This window comes from Desulfuromonas sp. KJ2020, from assembly GCF_024197615.1.
GTDB lineage: Bacteria > Desulfobacterota > Desulfuromonadia > Desulfuromonadales > SZUA-540 > SZUA-540.
This window is the reverse complement of record NZ_JAKUKE010000003.1, coordinates 284,269-296,892: the sequence shown is the minus strand read 5'-3', so window position 1 is coordinate 296,892 and position 12,624 is coordinate 284,269. Positions and strand designations below refer to the sequence as shown.

Genomic DNA, 12,624 nt, shown 5'->3' with positions numbered 1-12,624 from the left:
GTGTCCATCACCCCTGTTGCTTAAGCCATACGGTGAATACGGTTCCCCGGCCCGGGTCAGACTCAACATCGATGCGGCCGTCAGCTTCATCAATGATCCGGTGCGAAACGGAAAGACCCAGCCCTCTGCCTTTGCCGGTGAATTTGGTGGTGAAAAAGGGATCGAAAATATTGGCCTTTACCTCGGGCGCCATTCCCGTGCCGTTGTCCGCCACGGCAATCCAGACCGACTGGTCTGTTGTCCCGCCAGAAACACGTATCACACCATCCGCCGAGGTGGCATCACGGGCATTAAGCAGAAGATTGACAAAAACCTGCAGCAGCTTGTGACGCGGAATAAAGACGGCAGGGAGGCCGACCGGAAGGTCGGTCACCAATTGGCGTTCTTTCCATCCTCCCTGGCTGCGGAGGATATCGCAGGCATCCCGCGCCACCGCCGAAGGATCGACCCATTCGGCCTCACCGCGTCCCGGCGCCGCGTAATCGAGCAGATCCTTGACAAGGCGGTTGATTCGTTCGGCTTCTTCCAGGGAGCGGCCAATGACGTCCGCTTCTCTTCCGTCGGGAAGTTCCTGTTTCAAAAAGCCGAGATAACCGATGATAGCCCCCAGGGGATTGCCGATTTCGTGCGCCATGCCGGCAGCGAGATGACCAACGGAGGCCATCTTTTCCGACAGGATCAGTTCCCGCCTGGCCTGCTGCAGATCCTGGTTGGTTCGCTCCAGAACCGCAATATTGGCCTCAGTCTGGGCTCTGCTGTGGGACAAAGCACCCGTCATGGCGTTGAATGCGCCCGCCAGCTCGGCGATCTCCCGGGGTCCTTCTTCAGACAGTTTATGGTCCAGATTGCCGCCGGCCACCTGCCGCGTCCCCTCGATCAGCAGGCGAACAGGGCGAATAACATTGCGGCGCAACAGAAACATGCCGAACAGCGCCAGAATCGTCCCGTATAGACCGACGTAGACCAAAGCGACCCTTCTGGCCTCCATAAGCTGCCGTGAAACATCGTCCAGGGAGAACAGGGCCTGAATGGTCCCTACCCGCTGCGCCTCATGTCGGACAGGCAGTGTGAGGACAGCAAAGTTATCGGCGGGACCGGCAAAGGGAAGCAGAGAGGTAGAATAAGATACGGAAAACAGCGGGCCTTCCCCGTATCGGGCCAGGCCAAGATCGTCCTTGTAAAACATTAATCGGCCGAAACGATCCTCTTGAACAAGGGGCGCAAGGTCTCTGTCCAGAATCTGCCAGGCTGTCGCGCCCAACTGCGCGGGAAGCAGTCGAACAGGATGGTCCTTTTCAAAAGAACCGGTCGGAGACTCCGCTATCTGGGCCAAATCGGGCGCCAACGCCCGGGCGGTGGTCTGCAGCGCCAGAGAAGCCCCTGCCAGCCGCTGATCCAGGATCTGGGTTTCAGCGATTTTCAGAATGAGCAGCCCGGAAAACAGGAGGGCGGCCCCCATCAACAGCACGATACTGACCACAACCTCGGTTTGAAGGCCAAACCGCCTTTTACTCATGGGCCACCTTTAAAAAATCCACAATATATCCGTTTGCGCCACCAGCGTTTTGATGGGTAAGATTTCCAATAGTCAAGAGAAGATCAAGCTGTTATGATGCCGATCATTTTCCCCGGAAAGGATTTCTGCCATGTCCCGCATACCCGTTGTCGATCAGGATGAATGCATCAGCTGCGAAGTCTGTGTCAGCATCTGCCCCGAGGTCTTTCGCATGCAAGGCGAGGGAGACGATCATCACCATCACAAATCCTTCGTCTACAACCCCACCGGCGCTTCGGAGGAGAAGATCGAGCAGGCCATGGACAACTGCCCCGCCGCCTGCATTCACTGGCAGGACTAGACGGATCGGGGATTCATCTTGGCCCCAGACCTGCGAGGCCAGCCTGTGACCTTGACCGCCAACATCCGCAAGCTCTACGCCTTTTCCTTTCTCAAGATGGCCCTCTTTCCCATGGCCATCATCACCCTGTTCTGGAAGGACCACATCGGGCTGTCGCTGAGCGAAATCCTGCTGCTGCAGGCCATCTTTTCGCTGGCGACCCTGCTGATGGAGTACCCTTCAGGCTACCTGAGCGACCGCCTGGGCTATCGTCTCACCCTCAGCCTGGCTTCGCTGCTGGGCATCGCCGGCTGGAGCTGGTACACCGTCGCCGGCTCCTTCGCCGGTGTGCTGGGGGCCGAAATCCTGCTGGGCATCTCCTATGCCTTCATCAGCGGCGCCGACAGCGCCCTGCTCTTCGAAACACTGAAGGCCGACGGTCAGGAGGAGCACTACGCGCGCCTGGATGGCCGCATGACGGGCTGGGCCCAATGCGGCGAAGCGGCCGGGGCCCTCTTTGCCGGCACCCTCTATGCTTTCGCTCCCCTGACTCCCTTCTTTCTGCAGATTGCCGTATGGGCGCTGGCCTTCATCCTCACCCGCACCCTGCGGGAGCCGCCGCACCTGCATCAGGGAACACTCAGCGCCGGTGTGACCGAGGCCATCCAGATCAGCCGCCACGCCCTTTTGGAGAATCGTCGACTGCGCTACGGCATCGCCCTGGCCGCCCTGCTGGGACTGGCCTCCTTCATCCCCGTCTGGCTCATTCAGCCCACCATGCAGCTCGCCGGCGTGCCCCTGGCCTGGTTTGGACCGGTGTGGGCCGGGGCCAATCTGACCGTCGCCCTCTTCTCTCTGCTCAGCCACCGCCTCAGCTTCCACCTGGGCCATCGCGGCATGATCATCCTCTGCCTTTGTCTGGTGGTCGCCGGCTATGTCGGACTGGGGCTGGTGGAAAGCGTCTGGGGCTTCGTATTCTATTATCTGCTGACCGCCATGCGCGGTCTGCAGGGGCCGCTGCTGCGCCACCACCTGCAAAGGGAAAGCCGTCCCGGCACCCGCGCCAGCATCCTCTCGCTCAAATCCCTCGTTTTTCGCCTGCTCTTTGTCGCCAGCAGCCCGCTGGTGGGCCGCTTGGCCGACCATCAGGGACTGGCCACGACCTTCCTGGTGCTCGCCGCCGCCTTTGCCCTACTTTTGCTCCCCTTTGCCATCCTCTTTCTGCACAGCCAAGCAACACGACCGAACGCCGTGAAGGATTAACCGCCTCACGCCTCACCTCCCTTAACCCGCGCCAGCAGGGACTGGGACAGGGAATAGAGGACCGGCACCACGACCAGAGTGAGCATGGTGGCCACGGCGAGACCGAAGATCACCGCGATGGCCATGGGCCCCCACCACTCGGCCGACTCGCCGCCGATCTCCCAGGCGAGGCTGCGAAAGTCGAAACTCAGGCCCACGGCCATGGGCAGCAGGCCGAGGATGGTGGTCATGGCCGTCAGCATGACGGGGCGAAAGCGCACCACCCCGGCCCGGATAAGGGCTTCATTCAGCTCCAGCCCCTGCTTGCGCAGCTGGTTGATGTAGTCGATGAGCACGATGGCGTTGTTGACCACCACCCCGGCCAGGGAGATGACGCCGATGCCGGTCATGATGATGCCAAAGGGGGTCACGGTCACCAGCAGGCCGAAAAAGACGCCGGACAAAGAAAGAACCACCGAGGTCATGACAATGAGCGATTGGGACAGCGAATTGAACTGGGTGATAAGAATCAATGTAATGAGGAAGACCGCCGCCAGAAAAGCCTTGCCGAGAAAGGCGGTGGCCTTCTGCTGTTCTTCCTGCTCACCGGAGAAGTTGACGCGATAACCGGCCGGCAGGTCGAGGCCGGCCAGACGCCCCTGCACCTCGCGCAGCACTTCGTTGCTGTTGCGGCCGTAGGTGTTGGCCGACAGGGTCACCACTCGCTTCTGGTTGAGGCGACGGATGGAGCCGAAACCGGTGCCTAGTTCCACCTGGGCCACCGTCGACAGTGGGATCGGCGCACCGGCCTGGGTGGGCACCAGCAGGTTCTCGATGTCGCTGAACTCCCGGCGGCGGGGCTCCGGCAGGCGGGCGACGATGTCATACTCGTCTTTGCCTTCCCGGTAGACGCCGAGCTTGCTGCCGCTGATGGCCGCCTTGACGGTGCGGGAGATCTCGGCCGTCGACAGGCCGAGCAGACTGGCTTTTTCGCGGTCGACTACCACCCGAATCTCCGGCATGGCCATGGAAAAATCGTCTTTGAGGTCAACCAGACCGGGTACATCCTGAATAAGGGCCTTGGCCTGGCTGGCCAGCGCGCCCAGGGTCGCGACTTCTTCACCGCTGATTTCCACGTTGACCGGTGGCCCCGTGGGGGGCCCCTCCTCCTGTTTCTCCACCTTGATTTCCGCCCCGGGGAAGGGCACCACCGCCTGACGGATACGGGCGAGAACGGCATTGGAGTTTTCCTGACGGTCGCGACGCTCCTGAAAATCGAGGGAGATCTTGCTCATGTGGGCCTGTCCGGTGGAGCCGCCGCTGTCGCCGCTCGACCCTACCCCGACCTCGGCGATGACATAGCGGATATCCGGCTCCTGCAGAGCCACCTCTTCCACCGCCAGGGCCAGGGCGTTGCTGGTATCGAGATTGGCCCCTTCCGGCGCCTTGATCTCCACGAAAGCCCGGTTGGGCTCCGTGTCGGGGAAGAGTTCGACCCCGTGACCATAGATGGCGTAGATGGCCGTCAGTCCCACCAGCGAAACTACCGAGGCCAGCACGACCAGCCCTCGAAAACGCAAAGCCACCTCCAGCGTCCGGCGGTAAAGCCGCAGAATGAAGGGCTCCCGCTGTGTTCCGGCAGCCCGTTCGGAGGGCACCCGCATGAAGCTGGCGCAGACGACGGGATTGATAACCAGGGCGACAAAGAGGGAGGCACTCAGGGTGACGATGAGGGTCAGAGGCAAAAATCGCATAAATTCCCCCATAATCCCCGGCCAGAAGATCATAGGGAAAAAGGCGCACAGGGTCGTCAGGGTCGAACTGATCACCGGCCAGCCCACCTCGGACACCGCCTCGCGGGCGGCGTCAAGGCGCCCCTTGCCTTCCTGCATGTGACGGTAGATATTTTCGACAATGACGATGGCGTTGTCCACCAGCATGCCCAGGGCCAGAATCAGACTGAAGAGTACCACCATGTTGAGGGTGATGCCCATCGCCTGCAGAATGGTAAAGGAGAGCAGCATGGAATAGGGAATCGCCAGGGCGACAAAGAGAGAGTTGGTGAAGCCGAGGAAGAGAAAGAGAACGAGAATGACCAGAATGAGGCCGTTGAGGATATTGTTCTCCAACTCGGCGACGATACGGCGGATGTCCTTGGACTGGTTGAGGGTGACAGCGAGCTGCACCCCATCGGGCAGCAGGCGCTCCGCTTCGCCGAGTAGGGCAAAGACCTGGTCGGCCACGGCGATGATGTTCTCCCCCGTTCTCTTTTTGATGGAAAGGGTGACGCTGTCGCGGCCGTTCAGACGGGCATAGCTGGTGCGGTCTTCGAAACTGTCGTGGACGGTGGTGACGTCCTTGAAATAGATGGGACGGCTGTCGCGACTGACCAGCACCAGGTTGTCGATCTGGGCCGGGTCGGTAAACTCGCCGGGGATGCGCAAGAGATACTTGCCGCGGCCGATGTCGATGCTGCCGCCGGGGATATTGACGTTTTCCCGCTGGATGGCAGCGAGAATCTCCGAGAAGGAGAGCCGGTAGGCAGCCAGCCGCTCGGGGTCGAATTCCACCCGGATCTGCCGTTCACGGGCCCCGGCCAGCACCACGTCGAGCACCCCGGGGATCTCCTCGATACGATCCTCCAGCTCCTCGGCCACGGCCTTGAGGATCCGTTCGTCGACGTTCCCCGAAACAGCCACGGCGAGGATAGGGAACTCGGAGAGGTTAATCTCCAGAATGGAAGGGTCATCCTCCAGGTCGTCGGGGAGTTCGCCTTTGGCCTGATCGACCTTGTCGCGCACCCACTGCAGGGCGTTTTCGATATCGACATCGGGGGTAAATTCGATGGTGATCATGGAGGAGCCTTCGGCGCTGACCGAGCGGATTTCCTCCACGTTCTTCAAGCCTTTGAGTTTGCGTTCGATGGGCAGGGTAATGAGGGTTTCGATGTCGGCGGGTGCCACCCCTTCATAGATGGTCTGCACCAGCACATAGGGCACGGTGATGTCGGGAGTCGATTCCCGGGGCAGGGTCAGATAACTGTACAGGCCGCTGATGACGGCGATGACCATGAGGGCAAAAACGGTGCTGCGGCGGCTGATGGCGGCATCGGTGATGAGCATGTCAGTCGCCTGCCACCTTGACTTTGGCCCCATCGGTCATGAGCTGCTGCCCCTTGACCACCAGGCGTTCGCCGGCAGAGGCTCCGCGGACAATGACCACCTTATCCCCAATGACGGCCCCCAACTCAACGGGGCGACGAAAAACGGCTCCCCCTTCTTCGACAAAGAGGAATTTCTGCCCCTCTCTTTCCACGACAGCATACAACGGAACCGCCAGCACATCCGGGAGACTGCGGCGCACGATGCGGGTGCGCACGATCATGCCGGGGCGCAGCAGACCGGTGCCGTTGTTCACTTCGATCTTGGCCAGGTAGGTCTTGGTGGACGTATCGGCTTTATAGGCCAGGTGGATGATCTCTCCGGGCAAAACGATCTGCGGCAAACCTTCAATGGCGGCCTGCTCGATGCGCACCTGGTCGCCAACCTGGACGAAAGCCACATCTTTTTCCGGCACTTCGATGAGCACCTTGAGGCGGTCGACCTGAATAACTACAGCGGCGGCAGTCCCCTCCTTGACATATTCCCCCCGATCCACCAGCAGGCGATCGAGCCGCCCGGCCACGGGGGCTCGCAGGGCGCTTTTTGCCAGGGTCGTCTGCAGGCGGCTGCGCTCGGCGTCAGCCACATCAAAGGCATTGATGGCCTTATCAAGTTCCTGGGCGCTGACGAAGTTTTGTTCACGCAGGCGCCGAATCCGCTCCAGTTCTTTCTGCCGCAGGCGATAATCGGCCTCGGCCCGTTCGAGGCTGGTCTCCAGAATGTCCGTATCCATGTGCAGGATCGTCGCGCCCGCCTTGAGCTGATCGCCTTCCTGGGGACCGATCTGCCGGACGGTGCCGGCGACTTCGACGGAGAGGGTCAGATCCTCCCAGGCTTCCAGCGTGCCCGGCAGGGTGAAGGTCTCTTCGAGGTTTTCCGGCTGCAGTACCTGCACCTCTACCGTGGGGATCTGTCCGGGACGCTCGGCGGCAGCGGCCGATGGCTGGTTCTCTTTATCGCTGCAGCCCAACAGCAGCGCCAGGGCCAGCAGGGCCAGCCCCCATCGGGCCAGCAGGTGGGTCCGCCCTTTTCCAGAACCTGTGCCTTGACCTCGACGGCAAAAATCGACTTTCATGCTTGATCCCGTGATGATAATTAAATGATAAAATTAAAGTTGCTGCAAACCCAGCGCACAGGTGCGTATTATTGATTACAGGCTGACAGGGGTCAAGACAAAACCTGCAGAGATAAAAGGAGTTTTCTGTTGGACCTGATGAGGATTTTCAACACTTACTACCCGCCAGGCACCAAGGCCCACGACATCCTTCTTGGACACAGCCACAAGGTGACCGAGAAGGCCGGCCTAATTGCCGAAAAACTCGGCAGCAGCCGCGTCAACCTGAAGTTCGTGCAGGAAGCGGCCTTCCTGCACGATATCGGTATCTGCCGTACCCATGCCCCCGAACTGGGCTGCCACGGCGACCTGCCTTATCTGGCCCACGGCTACAAGGGCCGGGAAATTCTGGAAGAGGAAGGCTTCCCCAGACATGCCCTGGTCTGCGAACGCCATATCGGGGTCGGCCTGACGGCGCGGGAGATCGCCCGTGACAAGCTGCCTCTGCCCGTGCGAAACATGGTACCCAAAACCCTGGAGGAAGAGATCGTGGCCTACGCCGATCTCTTCTTTTCCAAAAACCCGCTGGAGAATGACGAGGAACGGTCGGTGGAGGCGGTCCGCCAGAGCCTGGAGCGCTTCGGTCGTGACAAGGTGATCGTCTTCGACCAGTGGCACCGCTATTTTTCCACCGGCGTGCCGGTCTGAGAAAGGACTGTGGATGGAAGTCTGGCTGCAGGAGCTCTTTGCCTGGCTGCCGCAGGGTGGCAGTTACTACCTGCTTATCGCCTTTATCTCCCTCTTTGAATCCATCGTCGGCATCGGTCTGCTCATGCCGGGGAGTGTGCTGGTGGTCTTTGCCGGGTTCCTGGTCACCAGCGGCAAAGGGGCGATCCTTCCCTTGATGGGGAGCGCCGCCCTTGGTGCTCTGTTCGGCGATTTGCTCAGCTTCTGGTTGGGTGCCAGACTGGGGTCTCAGCTCATGCAGCGGCCCTTCCTGCATAAACGTCGCGCCCTGGTTCATCGGGCGGAAGCGTTTTTCGCTGCGCATGGTGGCAAGAGCGTCTTTATGGGGCGCTTTACCGGCCCCATCCGCGGTTTCATCCCCTTTGTCGCTGGCAGCGCCCGCATGCGCCCGCTGCCCTTTGTCCTCTATACGCTGATCAGCGCCATCCTCTGGGGCCTGAGCTACCCGGGCCTCGGCTACCTCGGCGGCGCCAGTTGGCAGCAGGTCCGGCGGCTGACCGGACAGCTGAGCCTGGCGGTAACGGCTTTGGTGGTGCTGCTGATTCTCAACGGCCTCTTTTGGAAAAAGCTGGCGCCGCGGCTGGTCGACCTGGGCACGCGCGGCTGGTTGAGGCTGCGGCGGCAGGGTGAACGCCTTTTGCAGGGGCCGACGGCGCAACGGCTGCAGCGCCGTTATCCCCTGCTTTGGCAGTTTCTGGCCGACCGCTTCAGCCTGCGCAAAGGGGCCGGCCTCTACCTGACCACGGGGCTGCTTTTCAGCGCCATCTTTGCCACCCTGTTCGTCGGGTTGACCAACGCCATGCACATCCGGGAGCCTCTCTTTCGCGTGGACCTGTGGGTTTACGCGGAAGTGTCCAAGCTGAAACACCCCGTGGCCGACGCCTTCTTTCTGGCCGTCACCACTCTGGGTAGTGCGGGAGCCGTGCTTATTCTGGGCCTGCTGGCTCTGTTCTGGCTGATGCTTTACCAGCGTTTCTTTTCGGCCACGATCCTCGCCGCCGGCACGCTGGGGGGGGAAATACTCGTTTTTGCCCTCAAATTCGTCTTCGACCGTCCCCGCCCCGTTCCCCTGCTGCCCCATCTGGAGCCATTCAGTGCCAGTTTTCCCAGCGCCCACGCCTTTGTCGCCCTGGTCTTTTACGGTTTATTGACCTATATGCTGCTCGACCATATCCGCGATTGGCAGTCGCGGGCGGTTCTGCTTTTTTGCGGCAGCTTCGTTGCCCTGCTCATCGGCTTCAGCCGCGTCTATCTGGGCGTTCACTGGCTCAGTGACGTGCTGGCGGGCTTTGCCCTGGCGGCCATGTGGTTGACCTTTCTTATCACTGCCTCCGAAATTCGCCGCCGCTACGCCGGTGAATTTCCCTGGCATTCACACTGGCCGCCCCTACAATTCCCTCGGGGGATACGGCTGGTGCTCCTGAGCTTGGGGATTGCCGCGGCCATAGGCGGAATCACCCTGCTCATCCGGACCCAACTGTTGCAAATGGGCTGGCCCTGAGACGTCAACTGTGGTAGAAAATGAGGCCGAAAAACCCGATTCTCACCTAATACTAGATAAGGATCCACTATGAATATACGCATGCCTGCCGAATGGGAAAAACAGGACGGCGTCCTGTTGGCCTGGCCGCACCAGGACAGCGACTGGGAACAGCACCTGGATGTGGTCGAACCGGTCTTTCAGCGGCTCGCCACCGAGATCAGCCGGTTTGAGCGCGTCCTCATCGTCGCCCCGGACACCGAACGCGTCCGCACGCAACTCGCCCGCACTGACGCGGACCTGACGCGCATCCGCCTCTACGCCATCCCCACCAACGACACCTGGTCGAGAGATTTCGGGGCCATCACCGTCCGGCGGGACGGCGCCCCTGTCCTTCTCGACTTCGGTTTTAACGGCTGGGGGCTCAAATTCGCCGCCCATTACGACAACCAGGTCAATCAGGCCCTGGCCAAAGCGGGGGCGTTCGGCCCCTGTTCCCTCGAGATTCCTGGCCTCATCCTCGAAGGGGGCAGCCTGGAAAGCGATGGCCGCGGCACCCTGCTGACCACGGCGGAGTGCCTGCTGAACCCCAACCGCAATCCCCATCTCTCCCGCGCGGAAATCGAGGCCCGGCTGAAGACGCTGCTAGGATTCAACCATTTTTTGTGGCTGGAAAACGGCTACCTGGCTGGCGACGATACCGACTCGCACATCGACACCCTGGCCCGCCTCTGTCCCGACGATACCATCGTCTACGTCACCTGCGACGATCCCGCCGATGAGCATTTCGAGGCCCTCAAAAAAATGGAGGTCGAGCTGCAAGCCTTCCGGACGGGGGACGGCGCGCCCTATCGCCTGCTCCCCCTGCCCTGGCCCAAGGCCGCCTACGACGAGGACGGGGAGCGCCTGCCCGCCACCTACGCCAACTTCCTGGTCATCAACGGGGCCGTACTGGTGCCGGCCTATGAGGATGCCCGGGATGAGCAGGCGCTGCAGGTTATTGCCGAGGCCTTTCCCGGGCGCGAAATCATCGGTATCAACTGCCTGCCGTTGATTCTGCAGCACGGCTCCCTGCACTGCGTTACCATGCAGTTTCCCGAAGGAGTTCTATCATGAAAAATCTCACCGTCGGACTGGTTCAGCAGTCCTGCAGTGCCGATCGCCAGGCCAATGTGCGCGCCAGCATGGAGGGAATCCGCCGCGCCGCCAGTCAAGGCGCCCAGCTTGTCGTGCTGCAGGAGTTGCATACGGGGCTGTACTTCTGCCAGTGCGAAGACACCGCCTGTTTCGACCAGGCCGAGACCATTCCGGGGCCCTCGACGGAAGAATTCGGCGCCCTGGCCAAAGAACTGGGTATCGTGCTGGTCACCTCGCTGTTTGAAAAACGGGCGCCGGGACTCTATCACAACACGGCCGTGGTACTGGAGAAGGACGGTTCCATTGCCGGGACCTACCGCAAAATGCACATTCCCGACGACCCCGGCTACTACGAAAAGTTCTACTTTACCCCCGGCGATCTGGGCTTTACGCCGATCGACACCTCCGTCGGCCGTCTGGGCGTGCTCGTCTGCTGGGACCAGTGGTACCCGGAAGCCGCCCGCCTCATGGCCATGGCCGGCGCCGACCTGCTGATCTACCCTACGGCCATCGGCTGGGATCCTCGTGACGACCGGGAGGAACAACAGCGGCAGCTGCAGGCCTGGATCACCATTCAGCGCAGCCACGCTGTCGCCAACGGCATTCCGGTCATCAGCGTCAACCGCGTCGGCTTCGAGGCGGCGCCGGAAAACGAAAGCGCCGGCGCCCAATTCTGGGGGCACAGCTTTGTAGCCGGCTGCCAGGGGGAAATCGTCGTCCAGGCGGGGGAGAAGGAAGAGGTTCTGCTGGTTGAAGTCGACGGGGAACGTAGCGAAGCGGTGCGTCGTATCTGGCCTTTCCTGCGGGATCGGCGCATTGAGGCGTACGGTGATCTGACCCGGCGCTACCGGGACTAAAACACCTGTGCCCCCAGTCTTTGCAGACGGTCAATAGCGAAAGACGATCCCCAGATTCAGGGAAAGAGTCGCCCAGGACACCTCGTTGAGCCGGGCGGAGGCCTGAGTGCCGTCGGCAAGATAGATGCGGTCTGTGCCATCTTCAGCCTGCCAGTCAGCGTACGCCATGGCCAGTTCTATGGCCCAACGCGAATCCAGAGCGTATTGCCCCGTCACCTCGCCCACCAAGCCATACCCTACCGCTTCCTGGACAAAGCTCTTGGGATGCTGCATGTCGCTACGCAGATTCCAGTTCGCCTCGGCTCGAAAGTCGACCAGATGGAACTCCAGGCGCCCGGCGAGGGAAAAACGATCGGCCGGGGAGAAAGTCACCTCGACGCCCGTCCAGGGCCCGTACCACTGGGTCTCATAGGTGCTGTCCAACCCGGGAAAAGCCCCGAGTGCGGGAACCGTCACTTCCCCTACGCCGAAAAACTGATCGGCCAGTTCCTGGTCGGAAAGAACCTGCACCCCGTCGTGCAGCGTCAGGTTTTGCTCATGGTAGGAATAACCAAGCAGGGGCATGATGCTGGCCTGCCCGCGGGCCAGGGGAAACTGCAGGCCGCCGGCCAGCGACAGATCAAGCACCTCGCCCTGGTCCGCGGCATTAGTGGAGCGTGACCACTCGTCGCTGCGGTTTGGGCCGGCATAATCGGAATCGCGATTTTCCCCGTCGACAATCCAGCCGTAAGCGGCGCTGGCCCGTACGGCACCATCAAAGGCGCCGCCCGGCCGCTCCCAGAGGTAGCGACACCCTCCCTGTACCTGAAAGATCTCCAGGTTGTCCCAGCGCAACTCAGAAAGGACATCCAGCCCTCCGCCGCCAATACTCCAACGCAGCTCATCCTGACGAAAGCCAGAGCGCAGGTCAACCTCTGCCTCGTCGGACCACACGGGCGTGGCCAGAAACAAGGCGAGAAACAGCGCACCAGAGACAGCAAGCAATCGGAGCAGCATCAGGGCAAAACCTTTCGGGCTGGGCTTACTCTACCATTGTAATGCGAAGAAGGATTGAGGCAACGGGCGACTTTCCGTCGGAAACATTTGACAATGCCCCCCCGGATATGTTTTT

The 12,624-nt window shown here is 61.2% G+C and carries 10 protein-coding genes; 6 read left to right on the top strand and 4 right to left on the bottom strand.

Going from position 1 to position 12,624, the window contains the following annotated elements:
• Positions 1 to 7: 7 nt before the first annotated feature.
• Positions 8 to 1,516 carry an ATP-binding protein gene (locus MJO47_RS09715; RefSeq protein WP_253960929.1) on the bottom strand — a complete coding sequence of 503 codons (1,509 nt, stop codon included), beginning with the start codon at positions 1,514 to 1,516 and terminating at the stop codon, positions 8 to 10.
• 130 nt (positions 1,517 to 1,646) lie between these two features.
• On the opposite strand from MJO47_RS09715, the gene MJO47_RS09710 reads away from it, so the two are divergent.
• Both MJO47_RS09710 and MJO47_RS09705 read left to right on the top strand, forming a co-directional pair.
• The gene (locus tag MJO47_RS09710; protein WP_253960928.1) at positions 1,647 to 1,856 is read left to right on the top strand and encodes a ferredoxin; all 210 of its coding nucleotides are present in this window, start codon (positions 1,647 to 1,649) and stop codon (positions 1,854 to 1,856) included.
• A gap of 18 nt (positions 1,857 to 1,874) precedes the next feature.
• A complete protein-coding gene (locus MJO47_RS09705) occupies positions 1,875 to 3,098 on the top strand; it encodes an MFS transporter (protein WP_256502588.1) in 1,224 nt (407 codons plus the stop codon).
• A gap of 5 nt (positions 3,099 to 3,103) precedes the next feature.
• On the opposite strand, the gene MJO47_RS09700 is transcribed toward MJO47_RS09705, so the two are convergent.
• Together MJO47_RS09700 and MJO47_RS09695 are read right to left on the bottom strand one after the other, a co-directional pair.
• On the bottom strand, positions 3,104 to 6,199 hold the full coding sequence (locus tag MJO47_RS09700; protein WP_253960927.1) for an efflux RND transporter permease subunit: 3,096 nt from the start codon (positions 6,197 to 6,199) through the stop codon (positions 3,104 to 3,106).
• A 1-nt stretch (position 6,200) separates the two neighbouring features.
• Complete coding sequence (locus MJO47_RS09695) at positions 6,201 to 7,313, bottom strand: efflux RND transporter periplasmic adaptor subunit (RefSeq protein WP_253960926.1); 1,113 nt, start codon at positions 7,311 to 7,313, stop codon at positions 6,201 to 6,203.
• 138 nt (positions 7,314 to 7,451) lie between these two features.
• Here MJO47_RS09695 and MJO47_RS09690 point away from each other — a divergent pair, with 138 nt between their 5' ends.
• The 4 genes from MJO47_RS09690 (at position 7,452) to MJO47_RS09675 (ending at position 11,513) form a co-directional block, all read left to right on the top strand.
• Positions 7,452 to 8,000, top strand: coding sequence for an HD domain-containing protein (locus MJO47_RS09690; protein ID WP_253961868.1), 549 nt, complete (start codon positions 7,452 to 7,454; stop codon positions 7,998 to 8,000).
• A gap of 13 nt (positions 8,001 to 8,013) precedes the next feature.
• Positions 8,014 to 9,540: a bifunctional DedA family/phosphatase PAP2 family protein gene (locus MJO47_RS09685; RefSeq protein ID WP_253960925.1), complete on the top strand. Its 1,527-nt coding sequence runs from the start codon at positions 8,014 to 8,016 to the stop codon at positions 9,538 to 9,540.
• Between the two features lie 69 nt (positions 9,541 to 9,609).
• Positions 9,610 to 10,635, top strand: coding sequence for an agmatine/peptidylarginine deiminase (locus MJO47_RS09680; protein ID WP_253960924.1), 1,026 nt, complete (start codon positions 9,610 to 9,612; stop codon positions 10,633 to 10,635).
• Positions 10,632 to 11,513, top strand: coding sequence for a carbon-nitrogen hydrolase (locus MJO47_RS09675; RefSeq protein WP_253960923.1), 882 nt, complete (start codon positions 10,632 to 10,634; stop codon positions 11,511 to 11,513). Before MJO47_RS09680 ends, MJO47_RS09675 begins: the two co-directional genes overlap by 4 nt.
• Before the next feature lie 30 nt (positions 11,514 to 11,543).
• On the opposite strand, the gene MJO47_RS09670 is transcribed toward MJO47_RS09675, so the two are convergent.
• Positions 11,544 to 12,509 (bottom strand): hypothetical protein, encoded by a 966-nt coding sequence (locus tag MJO47_RS09670; RefSeq protein ID WP_253960922.1) that lies wholly within the window; start codon positions 12,507 to 12,509, stop codon positions 11,544 to 11,546.
• Positions 12,510 to 12,624: the final 115 nt, after the last annotated feature.

Coding starts and splice junctions, on each gene's coding strand:
- MJO47_RS09715 (WP_253960929.1), bottom strand. CDS start 1,516: ATGAGTAAAAGGCGGTTTGGCCTTCAAACCGAGGTTGTGGTCAGTATC.
- MJO47_RS09710 (WP_253960928.1), top strand. CDS start 1,647: ATGTCCCGCATACCCGTTGTCGATCAGGATGAATGCATCAGCTGCGAA.
- MJO47_RS09700 (WP_253960927.1), bottom strand. CDS start 6,199: ATGCTCATCACCGATGCCGCCATCAGCCGCCGCAGCACCGTTTTTGCC.
- MJO47_RS09695 (WP_253960926.1), bottom strand. CDS start 7,313: ATGAAAGTCGATTTTTGCCGTCGAGGTCAAGGCACAGGTTCTGGAAAA.
- MJO47_RS09690 (WP_253961868.1), top strand. CDS start 7,452: ATGAGGATTTTCAACACTTACTACCCGCCAGGCACCAAGGCCCACGAC.
- MJO47_RS09685 (WP_253960925.1), top strand. CDS start 8,014: ATGGAAGTCTGGCTGCAGGAGCTCTTTGCCTGGCTGCCGCAGGGTGGC.
- MJO47_RS09680 (WP_253960924.1), top strand. CDS start 9,610: ATGAATATACGCATGCCTGCCGAATGGGAAAAACAGGACGGCGTCCTG.
- MJO47_RS09675 (WP_253960923.1), top strand. CDS start 10,632: ATGAAAAATCTCACCGTCGGACTGGTTCAGCAGTCCTGCAGTGCCGAT.
- MJO47_RS09670 (WP_253960922.1), bottom strand. CDS start 12,509: ATGCTGCTCCGATTGCTTGCTGTCTCTGGTGCGCTGTTTCTCGCCTTG.